Consider the following 16,682-nt stretch of genomic DNA (forward strand, 5'->3'; position numbering starts at 1 on the left):
AGCACCACAGTCCTTTAGGCCGGAATCGCTTTGGCCTTAGGCTCCCGATCCCAAACCCGATGCCGTCCGATCGCCACAAAAAACGGCTTGATCAGCTTCGCATCCGTCCCCATGATCAACCCCGCATCAGCCTCCAGCTTCAACACATCCAGCAACTGCTTCGCCTCGTCATGCAGCGCAATCGCCTTCAAGTGCTTATAGGCCTCCAGCGGGTGCCGGTACCGGCCAATGCGCTTTTGGTGGGGGCAGGCCTCTTGATACTCATCCGTCTAAACTCCTCGTTGCGATTCCCGCCGTAGCCAGGATTCTTGTGCATTCCCCAGGTACGGCACCGGGGCGTAGTCGAGTTGCCTTATTAGTGACTGATGGAGTTTTTAGCCGTTCCTTTTTTATGACCTTTGATCGCGTTATTGCCAAATCGAAGGATGAATGCGGAATAAATGCTAATAACCTCTATACGGACAGGCTAAAATGCGCGCCCGGCTAACCGCTGATCCTTTTCTAACGCGCCCCACAAGGTTCGCTACGTGATCGAGTTTCAAAACGTCCACAAAACCTACCGCGTCGCCGGTAAGGATATTCCCGCCCTGCATCCGACCAGTCTGACGATTGAGAACGGTCAGGTCTTCGGCCTGATAGGTCATTCCGGTGCGGGAAAAAGTACCCTGCTGCGTCTGATCAATCGCCTGGAGAACTCCAGCGGTGGCAAGATCATCGTCGACGGCGAAGAAGTCACTGCACTGGATGCCAACAGCCTGCGGCGCTTCCGTCAGCAAGTCGGGATGATTTTCCAGCACTTCAACCTGCTGGCGTCGAAGACGGTCGCGGATAACGTCGCGTTGCCGCTGACCCTCGCCGGCGAACTGTCGCGCAGCGAGATCGACCTGCGCGTGGCCGAATTGCTGGCGCGGGTGGGTTTGTCCGACCACGCCAAGAAGTACCCGGCGCAGTTGTCCGGTGGCCAGAAGCAGCGTGTCGGCATTGCCCGCGCCTTGGCGACCAAGCCGAAAATCCTGCTGTGCGACGAAGCCACCAGCGCCCTGGACCCGCAGACCACTGCGTCGGTTCTGCAATTGTTGGCCGAGATTAACCGCGAGCTGAAGCTGACCATCGTCCTGATCACCCACGAAATGGACGTGATCCGCCGCGTTTGCGACCAGGTAGCGGTAATGGACGCCGGTGTGATCGTCGAGCAAGGTTCGGTGGCCCAGGTGTTCCTGCATCCGAAACACCCGACCACCAAGCGCTTTGTGCAAGAAGACGAGCAGATCGACGAAAGCGAACAGCGCGATGACTTCGCTCACGTGCCGGGCCGCATCGTGCGTCTGACCTTCCAGGGCGACGCGACCTACGCGCCGTTGCTGGGCACCGTCGCCCGGGAAACCGGTGTGGACTACAGCATCCTGGCCGGTCGTATCGACCGCATCAAAGACATCCCCTACGGGCAATTGACCCTGGCTGTCACCGGTGGCGACATGGAGGCGGCGTTTGCCCGCTTCACCGCGGCTGACGTCCACATGGAGGTGCTGCGCTGATGGAAGCCCTGACCACGTTCTTCGCCAATATCGACTGGTTCGAAATCTGGCTGGCCACCGGCGACACGCTGCTGATGCTCGGCGGTTCGTTGTTGTTCACCGTGTTGCTCGGCTTGCCGCTGGGTGTGCTGCTGTTCCTGTGCAGCCCGCGTCAGTTGCTGGAAGCCAAAGGCGTCTACGCGATGCTGTCGCTGGTGGTGAACATCCTGCGTTCGCTGCCCTTCATCATCCTGTTGATCGTGATGATTCCGTTCACCGTGCTGATCACCGGTACCTCGCTGGGTGTCGCCGGTGCGATCCCGCCGTTGGTGGTGGGTGCTACGCCGTTCTTCGCCCGACTGGTGGAAACCGCGCTACGTGAAGTGGATCGCGGCATCATTGAAGCGACCCAGGCCATGGGCGCGACGACGCGTCAGATCATCACCAATGCCTTGTTGCCAGAAGCGCGTCCGGGCATTTTTGCAGCGATTACGGTGACGGCAATTACACTGGTGTCCTACACGGCAATGGCCGGTGTGGTCGGCGCTGGCGGTCTTGGCGACCTGGCGATCCGATTTGGATACCAGCGTTTCCAGACGGATGTGATGGTCGTGACGGTGGTGTTGCTGCTGGTGCTGGTTCAAGTGCTGCAAACCGTTGGCGACAAATTGGTTGTCCATTTTTCTCGTAAGTAAGACATGAGCCGGCCATTCGCTGGCAGGCGCCAAACGGGCGCCTCATATGGAGTTAGCTGAATGAAAAAACTACTCGTCGCGTTTGCTGCTGTGGCGGCTTTTTCCGCCCACGCCGACACCCTGACGGTCGCGGCCACCCCGGTCCCGCACGCAGAAATCCTCGAATTCGTGAAACCGGCCCTGGCCAAAGAAGGCGTGGACCTGAAGGTCAAAGTCTTCACCGACTACATTCAGCCGAACGTGCAGGTGGCGGAAAAACGTCTGGACGCCAACTTCTTCCAGCACCAGCCGTACCTCGATGAGTTCAACAAGGCCAAGGGCACCAATCTGGTCGCTGTTGCCGGTGTTCACCTTGAGCCGCTGGGCGCTTACTCCAGCAAGTACAAAGCGCTGACCGAGTTGCCGGGCGGCGCCAATGTGGTGATCCCGAACGACGCCACCAACGGTGGCCGTGCGCTGTTGCTGCTGGCGAAGGCAGGCCTGATCAAGTTGAAGGATTCGAACAACATCCTGTCGACCGTGAAGGACATCACCGAGAACTCCAAGGATCTGAAATTCCGTGAACTGGAAGCCGCGACCATCCCGCGCGTGCTGACCCAGGTCGACCTGGCGCTGATCAACACCAACTACGCGCTGGAAGCCAAGCTTGATCCGGCCAAGGATGCGCTGGTCATCGAAGGCAACGACTCGCCGTACGTGAACATCCTCGTGGCCCGCCCGGACGACAAGGACAGCGAAGCGATGAAGAAACTGGTTGCTGCGCTGCACAGCCCGGAAGTCAAAGCCTTCATCCTCGAGAAGTACAAAGGCGCGGTATTGCCGGCGTTCTGATCTGAAGCTTTAAAAAAATGGGGCGCATCGAATGCGCCCCATTTTTTTATGCCTGAAACATCGACCCCTGTAGGAGCCCGGCTTGCCGGCGATGGCGTCCGTGAGATCGCCATCGCCGGCAAGCCGGGCTCCTACAGGGGTTTATGTCGCTTATTTGCGGTTAAGCATCACCGGCAACTGCGCCACCAATTTAGCGTTGTTCAGCGGCCCCCGGATAAACCCGCGCTGCGTTCCGTCCGGCCCGATCACCGCCAGGTTGCCGCTGTGATCCACCGTGTAATTGGCCTTGCTGGTGTCCGCCGGAATAAACGGAATGCTCACCGCGTTGGCCAGCGTCTGAATGTCATCAACCGAGGAAGCGGTCAGGCCTTTGAACTGCGGATCGAAGTAGCCCAGGTACTGCTTGAGTTGCTTCGGCGTATCGCGGTTCGGGTCGATGCTGACCAGGATGATCTGCAACTTGGCCGCCGCCTCCGGTGGCAGTTCGCTCTTGATCTGACGCAACTGGGCTAGGGTGGTCGGGCAGATGTCCGGGCAGAAGGTGTAGCCGAAGAACAGTAAGCTCCACTTGTCCTTCAGCTGATTGACCGTCACCGGGTTGCCGTCCTGATCGGTCATCTTCACGTCCGGCAGGTTGCGGCTTTGCGGCAGCAAGATGATGCCCGCGTCGATCAGTGCCGTCGGGTCGCCCTGGCCTTTACCGGACAGCACTTTGTTGATGGTCAGGCCCAGGACCAGTGCGATCAGGGCGACGAGAATGAAGACGGTTTTCTGGGTTCGAGTCATAGGTTCAACAGTAAGTAGTGGTCTACGAGCAGCGCGATAAACAGCAGGAACAAGTAGTAAATAGAGTACTTGAACGTGTTGATCGCCGCGTGCGGCCGAGTGCCACGGTACAGCACCACGGCCCATTGGAGAAACCTTGCGCCCAGCCCCAGCGCGCAAATCAGGTAGAGCATGCCACTCATGTGGATCACGTAGGGCATCAGGCTGACGGCCAGCAACGCGAAGGTATAAAGCAGGATGTGAACCTTGGTGTAGTGCTCGCCATGGGTCACTGGCAGCATCGGGATGTCAGCCTTGGCGTATTCCTCTTTGCGGTGAATCGCCAAGGCCCAGAAGTGTGGTGGGGTCCAGGCGAAGATGATCAGCACCAGCAACAGTGGTTCGGCGCTGACGTGGCCGGTGGCGGCGGTCCAGCCGAGCAGCGGTGGTGCCGCCCCGGCCAGGCCGCCGATGACGATGTTCTGCGGAGTCGCGCGTTTCAGGAAACCGGTGTAGACCACCGCGTATCCGAGCAGCGAAGCCAGGGTCAACCAGGCAGTCAGCGGGTTGGTGAAAGCGAGCAGCACGGCCTGGCCCAGCACCGCCAATACCAAGGCAAACGTCAGCGCCGCCGCCGGTGATACCCGGCCTTCGGCCAACGGACGTTTGTGCGTGCGAGCCATGACCGCATCAATGCGCCGGTCCACCACATGGTTGACCGCCGCCGCACCGCCGGCACACAAAGCAATCCCCAGATTGCCGAACACCAGCACCGTCCACGGCACCCCGGCGCGCGTCGCCAGGAACATACCGACCAGCGAGGTGATGAGCATCAGCACCACCACTTTCGGCTTGGTCAGCTCCAGATAGTCACGCCAGATTGCCTGACTGTGACGTTCGCCGATCAGCGTCGCCATGGCATCTCTCCTTTTATTGTTATGGGCCCGGCCGAGTGTTTACGCGGGCTGAAGCGCCAGCGCGCAGGGGATTGCTGCTTGACCCGAACCAGACTGGTTCGCGCGTGATAATTGACCAGCACCATCGTCAGCAACAGTGCCGCACCGCCGGCGTTGTGGGCGACGGCCACCGGCAGCGGCAGGTGGAACAGCACGTTGCTGATACCGAGGGTGATTTGTGCGGCGAGCGCGATCAGCACCAGCCCCGCCAAGCGTGTCATGCCGACCACCTTCAGTTGCCAGGCCAGCCCCAACAAAACCAGGGTCACCAGCAAAGCGCCGATGCGGTGAGTCAGATGAATCGCGGTGCGGGCATCGCTGTCCAGTTGCCCGCCGAGGTAATTGGGGCCGATGTGTTGGGTCAGGTGAAAGCCGTTGGCGAAATCAGCCGGTGGCAGCCATTGACCGTGGCAGGTGGGGAAGTCGATGCAGGCCACCGCTGCGTAGTTGGAACTGACCCAGCCACCCAAGGCAATTTGCAGGATCACCAGCAGCAACCCGGCGGTCGCCCAATACTGCAAACGCCGTGGCACGGTCAGCGCCGGCAACACGCCGGACAATCGCAACGTCAGCAAAAACAGCAGGCTCAACGTCGCAAAACCACCGAGTAAATGTCCGGTCACCACCTGCGGCCAGAGCTTGAGCGTCACCGTCCACATGCCGAACGCGGCTTGGGCGAACACCACGGCCAGCAGAAACAACGGCAACTTCACCGGTTGTCCCGGATGACGACGATAGACCCAGGCGCGCCCCGCCAGCACCGAGATCAACAGCCCCAGCGTGCCGGCGAAGTAGCGGTGAACCATCTCGTTCCAGCCCTTATGGGCTTCGACGGGAGCGTCGGGAAAATGCAGTTCGGCATGGGCCAATTGGACGTCGCTTTTCGGCACGCTGATAAAGCCATAGCAACCCGGCCAGTCCGGGCAGCCGAGGCCGGCGTGGGTCAGGCGGGTGTAAGCGCCGAGCAACACCACAATCAGTGCCAGCAAGGTGGCAAACAGCGCGAGGCGAAATCCAGGTTTGGCCATGACGATGCCCTTATCCGATGTTCGACAGTTTCAGCAGATGACGCAGGTCGTTGAGCAGATCCTTACCCTTCACCGTCGGGTCGTAGCGCAGCACCAGATTGCCGTGAGGGTCGATGATCCACAGTTGCGGCACAGTTTTGTCGCCAGTCGTCTTGCTGAAGGCGGTCAGGTCCATTGGGTAGCGTTGCAATTGAGGATACTCGCGAGTCAGCTTGGCGTCGTATTCACCGCTCAGCGGTTGTGCCGCGGCCAAGGCATGACTGGCGCGCCCGGCATCACGGCCAAGGCCGATCTGGATCTGCCGCGCCAGGTACACCAGTTGCTGGCAATCCACCGAGCAATCTTTCGGTGCGGTCACCAGCAGCTGCCAGCGATCCTCTTGTGCCTGCACACCGAGATCGGCGCGGGTCTGGCCGTTGCCGATCAGTTCACCGTGATAGCTGCGACCCTCCGGCACCCAGAACTGCAATTTGTACATGCCGGTGGCGAGGATCATCGGACCGATCACCCCGAGCAGGATCAGCAGTAGCTGCAAGCGACCCTTGCGCCGACTCACCGGCGTTTTCGCCTTAGACATGCTGGGTGGATTCATGGCCGCTCCCATGGTGTTTCTCCTTTGCGTTGTGCCAGCCGAGATAGAGATAGAGGCCGAACAGGGCGATCGACATGGCGAACCACTGCACGGCATAAGCGATGTGTTTTTCCGGGCCCATGGCGACTACTGGCCAATCGGCCTGGTAAGTCGCCGGACCATTTTCTGCACGTAATTCGTAGGCAAACCCTTCTCGGCCCAGCGCCGCCCAGAGCTTCGAAGGCTCAACGGCGGTAACCAACTCAGGCCAGGTTGTGGTACTCGGGTCGGCATGCAACTGGAAGGTAGTACCGGGGGATACGTAGACCCAGGCGTCGAGACTCAAGACCTCTTTGGGTGTGGTGAACTGTGGCTGTGTGCGTCGGTCCGGCCATGGCAGCCAACCGCGATTGACCAGCAACCAGAGCCCGGTCGCCGGGTCCTGAAACGGTTGCAGCAGCTCAACGCCGACCTTGCCGTTACGCTGACGGTTGTCCAGCAGCACGCTATGCGCGGCATCGAACTGGCCGTGCAGACGAACGCGGCGGAAGGCCGGATCCTCGGTGTGTTGCAGCTCGGTGCTGGCCATTGGTTCGGCGGCACGGCGCTCGGTGTAGCTTTGCAGCCGCGCGCTTTTCTCCGCGCCCCGGCTCAGTTGCCAGAACCCGAGCGACACCAGCAGCGGCAGCAATAGGGCGACCACCAGTGTCGGCAAGATGCCTGGCCGAAAGCGCTTCATGGCGTGGCCAAAAAGTCGGTATTCGCGATAGCTATACTTAAGTGCATCGCCATTCCCCCGGAGTCTCACCATGCTCAAAGCAGCCATCGTCCTGATGCTGATTGCCACGGTTGTCAGCCTGTTCAGCGGCCTGTTTTTTCTGGTCAAGGACGACAGCAGCTCGAATCGCCTCGTCATTGCCTTGAGTGTTCGTGTTGCGTTGGCCGCCGCCACCGTCGGCTTGATCGCCTGGGGTTTTTTCAGCGGCCAGTTGGTCTCTTCTGCACCTTGGTAAAGTGCTCAGAGCACGTAGACGAAAACGAACAAACCGATCCACACCACGTCCACGAAGTGCCAGTACCAGGTCGCCGCCTCGAAGCCGAACTGGTTCTCGTTATCGAAGTGCCCGCGCATGATCCGCATCAACATCACAAACAGGATGATCGTGCCGATGGTCACGTGGGCGCCGTGGAAACCGGTGAGCATGAAGAACGTCGCACCGTAGATGCCGGAACCGAGGGTCAGGCCCAGTTCGCGGTAAGCGTGCATGTATTCTTCAGCCTGGAAGGTGAGAAATGCGCAGCCCAGCAATACGGTAAGCGCCAGCCAGAGTTTCAGCGCGCCGCGATGGCCTTTTTTCAGCGCGTGGTGGGCGATGGTCACGGTCACGCTGGAACTCACCAACAGCACGGTGTTGAGCAGCGGCAAACCCCACGGGCTGATGACTTCCTTGGGCGGTGGAAACAGTTTCGAATCAGGGTTGTTCAGCAGCGGCCAGGTCCACTCGAAGGTCGGCCACAGCATGTGCGCGATGCCCTTGGCACCTTCGCCGCCGAGGGCCGGGCCAGAGACTTGGCGTACATAAAACAGCGCACCGAAGAAGGCAATGAAGAACATCACCTCAGAGAAGATGAACCAGCTCATGCCCCAGCGGAACGAGCGGTCCATCTGAGCGCTGTACAACCCGCCGCGACTTTCCTTGATCACCGTCCCGAACCAGCCGAACAGCATGTAGGCCAGCAACAGTCCGCCGACGAAAAAGATCAGCGGGCCGTGGGATTCTGGCCGCGCGGCTTTCAGATCGTTGAACCAGGTGGCCAGGCCGAACACGGTGGTGAGCATGCCGACCGTGGCGATGATCGGCCATTTGCTCTGGGCCGGTACGTAATAGTGTTCATGAGTTGCCATTTATTGTTCTCCTTATCGGGCACGCATTAGCGCCTAGCCACCGGTGTTGGCGGCAACCGCCACGGGTGGATGACGTGCGGTGATATCGAACAGCGTGTAGGACAGCGTCAGGTGCTTCACATCCTTGGGCATGTCACGGTCAACGATGAAACGTACCGGCATCTCGATCCGTTGACCGGGCTGCAGCACTTGCTGGGTAAAACAAAAACATTCGGTCTTGTGGAAGTACGCCGCCGCTGCGCTTGGCGCGATGCTTGGCACGGCCTGGGCGCTCATCGGCTTATCGGTCGGGTTGTGCGCGATGAAAATCATCTCGTTCACGGCGCCTGGATTGGCGGTCAACTCCTCGCTCTTGGGATAGAAATCCCAGGGCATGTCAGCAGTGTTGGTCGACAGGAACTGCACGCGCACTTGTCGCGAAGTGTCGACCGTTTGCTCACCCTCGTACTGCCCGGCGGTTTTGCCGTTAATGCCGAAGGCCTTGCACATCACGTCGTAGATCGGCACCAGGGCAAACCCGAAGACAAACATCGCCGCCACCACCAGCAGCAGGCGGGTGACCAGTTTCTTCATTGAAATCGAATCAGCCATGATTTCTAACCCTTACGCATAACCCTGTAGGAGCCGGCTTGCCGGCGAAGGCGGTGTGTCTGGCACACCGCATGGAAATCTTCGCCGGCAAGCCGGCTCCTACAGGACCGAGGCGTTTCATTTCACTTCCGGCGGCGTGGTGAAGGTGTGATACGGCGCCGGTGACGGAATGCTCCACTCCAGGCCTTCAGCCCCATCCCACGGTTTGGCCGGTGCTGGCGGGCCGCCGCGAATGGTCTTGATCACGATGAACAGGAAGAAGATCTGCGTAGCACCGAACATGAATGCGCCAATCGAGGAGACCATGTTGAAGTCGGCGAATTGCAGGTTGTAGTCCGGAATCCGCCGTGGCATGCCCGCCAGACCCACGAAGTGCATCGGGAAGAACGCCATGTTCATGCCGATGAACGAGAGCCAGAAGTGCAGCTTGCCGAGGGTTTCGTCGTACATGTGGCCGGTCCATTTCGGCATCCAGTAATAGGCCGAGGCGAAGATCCCGAAAATCGCCCCTGGCACCAGTACATAGTGGAAGTGCGCGACCACGAAGTAGGTGTCCTGGTACTGGAAGTCTGCCGGAGCGATGGCGAGCATCAACCCGGAGAAGCCGCCGATGGAGAACAGGATCACGAACGCCACCGCAAACAGCATCGGTGTCTCGAAGGTCAGCGAGCCTTGCCACATGGTGCTGGCCCAGTTGAACACCTTCACCCCGGTTGGCACCGCGATCAGCAGTGTCGCGTACATGAAGAACAGCTCGCCCACCAGTGGAATGCCGACCACAAACATGTGGTGCGCCCAGACGATGAACGACAGGAACGCGATACTCGCCGTCGCATACACCATCGAGGTGTAGCCGAAGAGCGGTTTACGCGAAAAGGTCGGAATGATCGAGCTGACGGCACCGAAGGCCGGCAGGATCATGATGTACACCTCGGGGTGACCGAAGAACCAGAACACGTGCTGGAACAGCACCGGGTCACCGCCACCGGCGGCACTGAAGAAGCTGGTGCCGAAGTGGATGTCCATCAGCATCATCGTCACGCACCCGGCCAGTACCGGCATCACCGCGATCAGCAGGAACGCGGTGATCAGCCAGGTCCAGACGAACAGCGGCATTTTCATCAACGTCATGCCGGGGGCGCGCAGGTTGAGGATGGTTGCGATCACGTTGATCGCGCCCATGATCGAACTGATCCCCATCAAGTGGATGGCGAAGATGAAGAACGTCACGCTTTCCGGTGCGTAGGTCGTCGACAGCGGGGCGTAGAACGTCCAGCCGAAGTTCGGACCACCACCGGGGGTGAACAGGGTCGACACCAACAGGAGGAACGCCGCCGGCAGCAGCCAGAAGCTGAAGTTGTTCATCCGTGGCAACGCCATGTCCGGCGCACCGATCATCAATGGGATCATCCAGTTGGCGAGGCCGACGAACGCCGGCATCACCGCACCGAACACCATCACCAGACCGTGCATGGTGGTCATCTGGTTGAAGAATTCCGGCTGGACGATTTGCAGTCCCGGCTGGAACAGCTCGGCGCGAATCACCATCGCGAACGAGCCCCCCAGCAAGAACATGGAGAACGCAAACCACAGGTACAGCGTGCCGATGTCTTTATGGTTGGTAGTCAACACCCAACGCATCAGGCCTTTGGCGGGACCGTGGACATGAGTGTGGTCGGTGGCGGTATGAACATGTTCATCGATGACAGCAGTCATGTCCTGTCTCCTGCAAACAGGTGGGCTGGGCAGGCCGGAGCATGTAGCCCCGACCCGTTCCTCAAGTACGCAATAGACCGGGTCATTTGCTTTCCGCCTGTTTCAGCTCCAGCACTTCTTTAGGCGTGACCATGTCGCCCTTGTTGTTACCCCAGGCATTACGCTCGTAGGTCACGACCGCCGCTATATCGACTTCCGAGAGCTGCTTGCCAAACGCCGCCATGGCGGTGCCGGGCTTGCCGTGGAAGACAATGCTCAGGTGATCCTTGATCGGTCCGGTAGCGATTTTCGAGCCCTTGAGTGCCGGGAACATCGGCGGCAAGCCCTGGCCTTCGGCCTGGTGACAGGCCACGCAAGTGGTGTGATAGACCTTGTCGCCGCGCTCCTTGAGCTCGTCGAGGGTCCATTCCTTGCTGGTCAGCTCTTTGAGTTGCTGGGCTTCAGCCTTGCTTTGGGCGAGCCACTTTTCGTAATCGGCCTTTTCCTTGACCTCAACCACAATCGGCATGAAACCGTGGTCCTTGCCGCACAACTCGGCGCACTGGCCACGGTAGATGCCGGGCTTGTCGACGCGGGTCCAGGCTTCGTTGACGAACCCCGGGATCGCATCGCGCTTGACCGCGAAGGCCGGCACCCACCAGGAGTGGATGACGTCGGCGGAGGTCACCAGGAAGCGCACCTTCGCGCCGATCGGCAGCACCAGCGGCTTGTCGACCTCAAGCAAATAGTGCTCGCCCTTGGTTTCCTTGTTGTGGATCTGGTCGGCGGGGGTGTTCAGGTTGCTGAAGAACTCAACATCCTGGCCCAGGTATTTGTAGTGCCACTTCCACTGATAGCCGGTGACCTGGATGTCGATATCCGGCTCGCTGGCGTCATACATCTTGATCAGGGTTGCCGTCGCGGGCACCGCCATGGCCACCAGGATCAGGAAGGGCACGATGGTCCAGAGGATTTCAACGGTGGTGCTTTCATGAAATTTTGCGGCCACCTGCCCGGTAGAGCGGCGGTGCAGAATCATCGACCAGAACATGGCGCCGAAGACGATGATGCCGATCACTACACAGATCCAGAAAATGGTCATGTGCAGGTCAAATACTGCGTGACTGATTTCAGTCGCTCCTGGCGCCATATTCACAGTCCAGGCGGCTTGCGCCTGACTGAAAATCGACCACAACAGGAGGCCCATCCAGACGTGTGGATGTCGCATCATTGCGGGTTCCCCTTATCGTTCTTGTTATCCCGCCGGCTTTCACCTGCGGCAAGGGAGCGGCTTTTTCAGACTACGAACTTGAATCGCCGAGCCTTGCTGCGTGTGCAGTCGGGCGTCATCAGCTAACTCCATTCCCACCCGAGTATAGACAGCGACTGCTACCTCGCAATGTGAAGGCGTAAATGATCTGAAACAGCTGGGACTTGCGTTCAAGGGCAGGAATGGAGAAGGATGCAGACGAGAGGTGGCAAACCGATATAACGGAGGCGTCTCAGGGATGAAACAATTATGACAAATGCGTCTTAGCATTTTTCATAAGGCAGCTAAGTTATGTCTTCCCTATTTCATTGCCGTTGTTTCCTGGAGTTTTCATGAACACCGCCGCATTGCGCGAGCAGATCCAAAAAGCCCAACAACACGAAACAGAAACCGGCCTGCTGACACGTCAGCTGCAGACCAAACTGCCTCACCTTCACCCAGCTATTCAATTGCCGGAGGCCGATGCCAATGGCGTACTGACGCGTTTTGTGTACGCCTACATCGAGGAGGTTCCCGATCTGCTGGACGCAGCCAATGAAGTCGCCAGGGAAGCGGGTATCGAATCGCAAATCAAACCGGTGCTGAAAATCGCCGAGCAGTATTTCCTCCAGCCTCCGGCAATCATGGCCGGGCATGTCGGTTTGGACAGCCTGCTGGACGAAGCCTACCTGGCGCACCGCTTTGTAGAAGAGGTCAACGACCTGTACATCAAACATTTTGGCCAGCCACTGATCCCCTTGGACATGACTGTCGCCAACCTGATTGCTCACCAATTGATCGGTGAGGAATTTGCCAACCAACTGGACGAAGCGGTGCATCACGCCATCGACGAGATGCTCAACGAAGAGAGTTTTGCGCTGGAATCAGTGGAAGCCTACCGTGAGAAACTCAATAGCCCGGACACCGGCGCCGCGTGGAAGCGCTGGCCGTGCATGTCTCGCCGCTTGGGCGTAGGCCTGGAGCTGGATCAGCCGGCGGCTTGATCCACCGCCCAACACAATCCCCCTGTAGGAGCTGAGCTTTCTCCGGCTCCTACAAGGCGATTTAACCGGTGGAACCCACTCCGGACGTGGTCCGCAACCGTCCTTCCAGCCTGCGCTTCAACCCCCGCACTTCAATCAGCAGTGTCGAACCCTTGGCCGCATTCGCCCGACCCCATTCCTCAAGCAGCTCAAGACATGAGTGATCGATGTAGCTCAGGTTATTGAACGGCACGCTGGCCGCTGTGCATGCGGTCCACCGCGGCGGCCGATCATGCACCTGCGACAGCACGATCAGCACGCCAATCCCGGCGAGCATGCCGTACACCACCGCTGGCGCCGTGACTCGAAACCAGCAACCCAGCTTCAAGCGCCCGGCGACCAATTGCAGACACCCCGCCAGCAGCAAGATGGGCCCGAGCATGGCGAAGCCGGGCTACTGAATCAGTAGCCTCGGCTAAACCACACGGGGATTCAGGAGGTGTTAGAAACGCGCTTTGGGCGTTGCCACCGGAATCGGATGGCTGCCATCGAGCGGCAGGAAACAACCCTGGTCCGCGTCGTAGGCTTTGATTTCGCTGGTTTCGATGCTGTAGACCCAACCATGGATAAACAGCTGACCATTGGCCATGCGCGAGGCCACTGACGGATGCGTGCGTAAATGCTGTAGCTGAGCGATCACATTCTCTTCGGTGAGGATGTGCATGCTTTCGTTTTCGTCAGCGCAATGGCAGTTTTCCTGGACCATGGTTTTCGCCACTTCGGCGTGACGCAGCCAGGCTTTGACCGTGGGCATTTTTTCCAGGCTTTGCGGGTTCAGCACCGCACGCATCGCGCCACAGTCGGAGTGCCCGCAAATAATGATGTGCTGCACGCCGAGGGCCAGGACCGCGTACTCGATGGCGGTGGAAACACCGCCGTTCATTTGTCCGTAAGGCGGTACAACGTTGCCGACGTTACGGGTTACGAACAGATCGCCGGGAGCGCTTTGGGTGATCAGTTCAGGAACGATGCGCGAGTCGGCGCAGGCGATGAACATCGCTCTGGGGCTCTGGGCCGTGGCGAGTTTTTTGAAGAGTTCTTCCTGCTGTGGAAAGACCTCGTGATGAAAATGCAAAAAGCCGTCAACGATATGCTGCAGCGCTGCATCGGCGGTTTCCGCCTCGGGGAGTGCTTGCGCCGACGCAGCTGATGGCTGTTTATCCTTGTCACTCATGTATTCATCCTCATTGGCGGAGTCAGGGAAGTTACCCGTTTTGTCCGATGTGAAGCCAGTGGCTGTTTAAAAAACATCCAGGTCGCAAATCAGACCCTTCAGTCACTCGATGAACAAGGTAGTGGCCGTAACTTAACTCAAACTGAATCAAACGCTCTAGAACGTGTGTTCCAGGTCACAAAAAACGTGACCAGCCTGAGGGCGCCATGCGTTTCTTACTACTCAACCTTAGGCCAATTGTCCTCAAATCAACGACATCTGGCGACCTGGCGGACAGAAGGCTTCACAGTCCAGATCAAAACCTTCGCGACGATTAAGCCCCAGGCGTTTGATAGTTTTGGCAAAACGTTGCGCCAGCAGGTCGGCGAAGGGACCTTCGCCACGCATCCGGGCGCCAAACCGACTGTCATACAGCTCACCGCCACGGCTTTGGCGGATCAGGCTCAGCACATGAGCGGCACGCTGGGGATAGTGAGCGGCCAGCCATTCTTCGAACAGCGGTGCCACCTCCAGTGGCAGACGCAGCATCATGTAGGCCGCACTTTGCGCGCCGGCCGCATGAGCCTCTGTCAGCAGGTTTTCGAGTTCGCTGTCATTGATCATCGGAATCATCGGCGAGCACAACACGCCAACCGGAATACCCGCTTCACGCATCACGCGGATCGCCCGCAACCGGGCCTTGGGTGCCGCGGCGCGTGGTTCGAGGATGCGTTTGAGTTCGTCGTCCAGGGAGGTAAGGCTGATCATCACTGCCACCAGGCGTTGCTCGGCGAGTTCGGCCAGCAGGTCCAGATCACGAAGAATCAGCGAGCCTTTGGTGATGATGGTCACCGGATGACGGTAGCGCAGCAGCACTTCGAGGGTTTTGCGGGTGATTTTGTGCTCGCGCTCGATGGGCTGATACGGATCGGTGTTGGAGCCCAGGTTGATTGGTGCGCATTGATAGCCACGTTTGCTCAGTTGTTCTTCCAGCACATCGGCGGCGTTGGTCTTGGCGATCAGCCTGGTTTCGAAATCCAGCCCCGGCGACATGTCCCAATAGGCGTGACTGGGCCGCGCATAGCAATAAATGCACCCGTGCTCGCAGCCGCGATAGGGATTGATCGAGCGATCAAAGGGCAAGTCCGGCGAGTTGTTGCGGGTGATGATGGTTTTCGCCGTTTCGATACGCACCTCGGTGCCTTGGGTGACGGGTGCTTCCTGATACCAGCCGTCATCCTCGGCCACCGAACGATTCGGTGCGAAGCGGTTGTGCGGGTTGGTGGCGGTGCCGCGTCCGCGAGGTGGCAAGGGCGTAGCCATCGACAAAATCCTTTAGCTGTATGTGCATACAGTATCCGGGTTTGGCGGAATCGACCAGTGCCGTTCAGCACCTGACAGTGGTGAGTTTCGTCATTATGCGAAACATAAAGCGCGTAGCACTTTTATTGGTCTTGTCAGTATTCTTCGCTTCACACGAAGTTGTCGTGTTTTCAATATTAAAAGGATTTAATAAATGTCTGGCTACAATCAGCGCGGTGTATTTTTGCAACTACAAGCGCCTTCTATCGTTAGTCCAAAAGAAGTTCGGGTTTCCATGCAGTTCGCGTTAAAGGAAGGGGGTTATGACCCTGAAAACCGTGCGCCCACCTACTCTCTGCTGGACTCCAGTACTCGCGAGGCTGTGTCCAACGATGGCGGCATCACCTTTACCATGGGCAACACACCTGATGTCAACGGGGATGGTGCAATCGATGCGCAAGACAAAGTTGTTTTGATTGCATTGGCGAAAGCCTATTCAAAGATTATCAATCCATGAATGTAGCTTAACTCCTGCAATCAATAAGTATTGATAGCAATAAACGACACGGCATTTTTCCGTGTCGTTTTTTAATAGAAGCTTATGGGCATTGTGAATAAAGCCGGAATAAGCCATTCCATTCACATTTCTTTGACAGCAGGCTCACAGGCCTTTGACTGCTTGGAGCTGAAGCTCTGTGACACCTATCCACCCGATTCCCATACGGTTGCCCGAGCATGTCCCGACTGCGCCTATTCCCTGCGACGTTTCTGATATCACTGGCCGCATTTTTCAACCTGACTCTGGTCCATGCGGATGACAGCACGTCCCCTCGTCCGACGGAATGGGCTCAACCGGTGGAAATGCAATACAACCTCTTTCAAATGTCCCCGACGCTTTACCGCAGCGCCTTGCCTGACCGTGGCGTCATTGCGTTGCTGGAAAAACTGAAGGTGAAAACCGTCATCAATTTCCTGCCCGAGACGGATTCAAGCTGGTTGTCTATGCCGGGTATCACTCAGGTCCAGTTGCCCTATCGCACCAATCACGTAGATGACGAGGATGTCCTTAAAGCCCTTCGTGCCATTCAGACTGCCGAGTCCCATGGCCCGGTGCTGATGCACTGCAAACACGGGTCGGATCGCACGGGCTTGATGGCGGCCATGTATCGGGTCGTGATCCAGGGTTGGAGCAAGGAAGACGCCCTGAACGAAATGACTCGGGGCGGCTTTGGTGACAGTACCCATTTCAAGGATGGCGTGCGCTACATGATGCAGGCCGATGTCGACAAACTTCGCACCGCGTTGGCCAATGGCGATTGCAGCACCAGCCCGTTCGCCACCTGTTCGATGAAGAGCTGGTTAAAATCCGCTCACGTTGAGTAA

The 16,682-nt window shown here is 58.5% G+C and carries 18 protein-coding genes and 2 pseudogenes; 7 read left to right on the forward strand and 13 right to left on the reverse strand.

What is annotated here, in order from left to right; genetic code table 11:
* Positions 1-14: 14 nt before the first annotated feature.
* Positions 15-209 (reverse strand): annotated as a pseudogene (locus ACWGZX_RS14790) (hypothetical protein); the annotation flags it as partial.
* Positions 210-527: 318 nt separating this feature from the next.
* Between ACWGZX_RS14790 and ACWGZX_RS14795 the strand changes: the two are divergent.
* From ACWGZX_RS14795 to ACWGZX_RS14805, 3 genes are read left to right on the forward strand one after another with little or no spacing between them, the layout of a single operon-like run.
* The gene (locus ACWGZX_RS14795) at positions 528-1,535 is read left to right on the forward strand and encodes a methionine ABC transporter ATP-binding protein (RefSeq protein WP_452628831.1); all 1,008 of its coding nucleotides are present in this window, start codon (positions 528-530) and stop codon (positions 1,533-1,535) included.
* On the forward strand, positions 1,535-2,209 hold the full coding sequence (locus ACWGZX_RS14800; RefSeq protein ID WP_008027679.1) for a methionine ABC transporter permease: 675 nt from the start codon (positions 1,535-1,537) through the stop codon (positions 2,207-2,209). Before ACWGZX_RS14795 ends, ACWGZX_RS14800 begins: the two co-directional genes overlap by 1 nt.
* Positions 2,210-2,269: 60 nt before the next feature.
* Positions 2,270-3,040, forward strand: coding sequence for a MetQ/NlpA family ABC transporter substrate-binding protein (locus ACWGZX_RS14805; RefSeq protein WP_452628832.1), 771 nt, complete (start codon positions 2,270-2,272; stop codon positions 3,038-3,040).
* 150 nt (positions 3,041-3,190) lie between these two features.
* Here the strand turns inward: ACWGZX_RS14805 and ACWGZX_RS14810 are convergent, their stop codons facing one another.
* Genes ACWGZX_RS14810 through ACWGZX_RS14830 form a run of 5 tightly spaced genes read right to left on the reverse strand, consistent with a single transcriptional unit; the run spans position 3,191 to position 7,099 of the window.
* The gene (locus ACWGZX_RS14810; protein WP_452628833.1) at positions 3,191-3,826 is read right to left on the reverse strand and encodes an SCO family protein; all 636 of its coding nucleotides are present in this window, start codon (positions 3,824-3,826) and stop codon (positions 3,191-3,193) included.
* Entirely contained in the window at positions 3,823-4,722 is a 900-nt protein-coding gene (cyoE, locus tag ACWGZX_RS14815) for a heme o synthase (RefSeq protein WP_007947928.1), read from the reverse strand. Before cyoE ends, ACWGZX_RS14810 begins: the two co-directional genes overlap by 4 nt.
* Positions 4,710-5,789 (reverse strand): COX15/CtaA family protein, encoded by a 1,080-nt coding sequence (locus tag ACWGZX_RS14820; protein WP_452628834.1) that lies wholly within the window; start codon positions 5,787-5,789, stop codon positions 4,710-4,712. Before ACWGZX_RS14820 ends, cyoE begins: the two co-directional genes overlap by 13 nt.
* A gap of 10 nt (positions 5,790-5,799) precedes the next feature.
* A complete protein-coding gene (locus tag ACWGZX_RS14825; protein WP_452628835.1) occupies positions 5,800-6,393 on the reverse strand; it encodes a hypothetical protein in 594 nt (197 codons plus the stop codon).
* Positions 6,359-7,099, reverse strand: coding sequence for an SURF1 family protein (locus tag ACWGZX_RS14830; RefSeq protein WP_452628836.1), 741 nt, complete (start codon positions 7,097-7,099; stop codon positions 6,359-6,361). Before ACWGZX_RS14830 ends, ACWGZX_RS14825 begins: the two co-directional genes overlap by 35 nt.
* A 70-nt stretch (positions 7,100-7,169) precedes the next feature.
* Between ACWGZX_RS14830 and ACWGZX_RS14835 the strand changes: the two genes are divergently transcribed.
* A complete protein-coding gene (locus tag ACWGZX_RS14835; RefSeq protein WP_223520559.1) occupies positions 7,170-7,373 on the forward strand; it encodes a twin transmembrane helix small protein in 204 nt (67 codons plus the stop codon).
* A 5-nt stretch (positions 7,374-7,378) separates the two neighbouring features.
* Here the strand turns inward: ACWGZX_RS14835 and ACWGZX_RS14840 are convergent, their stop codons facing one another.
* From ACWGZX_RS14840 to coxB, 4 genes are all read right to left on the reverse strand, one after another.
* A complete protein-coding gene (locus tag ACWGZX_RS14840) occupies positions 7,379-8,266 on the reverse strand; it encodes a cytochrome c oxidase subunit 3 (protein ID WP_452628837.1) in 888 nt (295 codons plus the stop codon).
* Positions 8,267-8,299: 33 nt separating this feature from the next.
* Positions 8,300-8,857, reverse strand: a complete 558-nt coding sequence (locus ACWGZX_RS14845) for a cytochrome c oxidase assembly protein (protein WP_452628838.1) — start codon at positions 8,855-8,857, stop codon at positions 8,300-8,302.
* A 117-nt stretch (positions 8,858-8,974) separates the two neighbouring features.
* Positions 8,975-10,573 carry a cytochrome c oxidase subunit I gene (ctaD, locus tag ACWGZX_RS14850; protein WP_223520553.1) on the reverse strand — a complete coding sequence of 533 codons (1,599 nt, stop codon included), beginning with the start codon at positions 10,571-10,573 and terminating at the stop codon, positions 8,975-8,977.
* Between the two features lie 82 nt (positions 10,574-10,655).
* Positions 10,656-11,783, reverse strand: coding sequence for a cytochrome c oxidase subunit II (gene coxB, locus ACWGZX_RS14855; RefSeq protein WP_223520552.1), 1,128 nt, complete (start codon positions 11,781-11,783; stop codon positions 10,656-10,658).
* A 371-nt stretch (positions 11,784-12,154) separates the two neighbouring features.
* On the opposite strand from coxB, the gene ACWGZX_RS14860 reads away from it, so the two are divergent.
* The gene (locus tag ACWGZX_RS14860; protein WP_223520550.1) at positions 12,155-12,805 is read left to right on the forward strand and encodes a hypothetical protein; all 651 of its coding nucleotides are present in this window, start codon (positions 12,155-12,157) and stop codon (positions 12,803-12,805) included.
* Between the two features lie 271 nt (positions 12,806-13,076).
* On the opposite strand, the pseudogene ACWGZX_RS14865 reads toward ACWGZX_RS14860, so the two are convergent.
* The 3 genes and pseudogenes from ACWGZX_RS14865 to ACWGZX_RS14875 all read right to left on the reverse strand — a co-directional run.
* Positions 13,077-13,235: pseudogene (locus tag ACWGZX_RS14865) on the reverse strand (SulP family inorganic anion transporter); the annotation flags it as partial.
* A gap of 51 nt (positions 13,236-13,286) precedes the next feature.
* Complete coding sequence (locus ACWGZX_RS14870; protein WP_223520548.1) at positions 13,287-14,018, reverse strand: carbonic anhydrase; 732 nt, start codon at positions 14,016-14,018, stop codon at positions 13,287-13,289.
* Between the two features lie 243 nt (positions 14,019-14,261).
* Complete coding sequence (locus tag ACWGZX_RS14875; protein WP_452628839.1) at positions 14,262-15,320, reverse strand: PA0069 family radical SAM protein; 1,059 nt, start codon at positions 15,318-15,320, stop codon at positions 14,262-14,264.
* Between the two features lie 193 nt (positions 15,321-15,513).
* On the opposite strand from ACWGZX_RS14875, the gene ACWGZX_RS14880 reads away from it, so the two are divergent.
* The gene (locus ACWGZX_RS14880) at positions 15,514-15,816 is read left to right on the forward strand and encodes a hypothetical protein (protein ID WP_452628840.1); all 303 of its coding nucleotides are present in this window, start codon (positions 15,514-15,516) and stop codon (positions 15,814-15,816) included.
* Positions 15,817-16,034: 218 nt separating this feature from the next.
* A complete protein-coding gene (locus tag ACWGZX_RS14885) occupies positions 16,035-16,682 on the forward strand; it encodes a dual specificity protein phosphatase family protein (protein ID WP_452628841.1) in 648 nt (215 codons plus the stop codon).

This window comes from Pseudomonas sp. CLCA07, assembly GCF_053615335.1.

Coding starts and splice junctions, on each gene's coding strand:
- ACWGZX_RS14800 (WP_008027679.1), top strand. CDS start 1,535: ATGGAAGCCCTGACCACGTTCTTCGCCAATATCGACTGGTTCGAAATC.
- ACWGZX_RS14805 (WP_452628832.1), top strand. CDS start 2,270: ATGAAAAAACTACTCGTCGCGTTTGCTGCTGTGGCGGCTTTTTCCGCC.
- ACWGZX_RS14810 (WP_452628833.1), bottom strand. CDS start 3,826: ATGACTCGAACCCAGAAAACCGTCTTCATTCTCGTCGCCCTGATCGCA.
- cyoE (WP_007947928.1), bottom strand. CDS start 4,722: ATGGCGACGCTGATCGGCGAACGTCACAGTCAGGCAATCTGGCGTGAC.
- ACWGZX_RS14820 (WP_452628834.1), bottom strand. CDS start 5,789: ATGGCCAAACCTGGATTTCGCCTCGCGCTGTTTGCCACCTTGCTGGCA.
- ACWGZX_RS14825 (WP_452628835.1), bottom strand. CDS start 6,393: ATGGGAGCGGCCATGAATCCACCCAGCATGTCTAAGGCGAAAACGCCG.
- ACWGZX_RS14830 (WP_452628836.1), bottom strand. CDS start 7,099: ATGAAGCGCTTTCGGCCAGGCATCTTGCCGACACTGGTGGTCGCCCTA.
- ACWGZX_RS14835 (WP_223520559.1), top strand. CDS start 7,170: ATGCTCAAAGCAGCCATCGTCCTGATGCTGATTGCCACGGTTGTCAGC.
- ACWGZX_RS14840 (WP_452628837.1), bottom strand. CDS start 8,266: ATGGCAACTCATGAACACTATTACGTACCGGCCCAGAGCAAATGGCCG.
- ACWGZX_RS14845 (WP_452628838.1), bottom strand. CDS start 8,857: ATGGCTGATTCGATTTCAATGAAGAAACTGGTCACCCGCCTGCTGCTG.
- ctaD (WP_223520553.1), bottom strand. CDS start 10,573: ATGACTGCTGTCATCGATGAACATGTTCATACCGCCACCGACCACACT.
- coxB (WP_223520552.1), bottom strand. CDS start 11,783: ATGATGCGACATCCACACGTCTGGATGGGCCTCCTGTTGTGGTCGATT.
- ACWGZX_RS14860 (WP_223520550.1), top strand. CDS start 12,155: ATGAACACCGCCGCATTGCGCGAGCAGATCCAAAAAGCCCAACAACAC.
- ACWGZX_RS14870 (WP_223520548.1), bottom strand. CDS start 14,018: ATGAGTGACAAGGATAAACAGCCATCAGCTGCGTCGGCGCAAGCACTC.
- ACWGZX_RS14875 (WP_452628839.1), bottom strand. CDS start 15,320: ATGGCTACGCCCTTGCCACCTCGCGGACGCGGCACCGCCACCAACCCG.
- ACWGZX_RS14880 (WP_452628840.1), top strand. CDS start 15,514: ATGTCTGGCTACAATCAGCGCGGTGTATTTTTGCAACTACAAGCGCCT.
- ACWGZX_RS14885 (WP_452628841.1), top strand. CDS start 16,035: ATGTCCCGACTGCGCCTATTCCCTGCGACGTTTCTGATATCACTGGCC.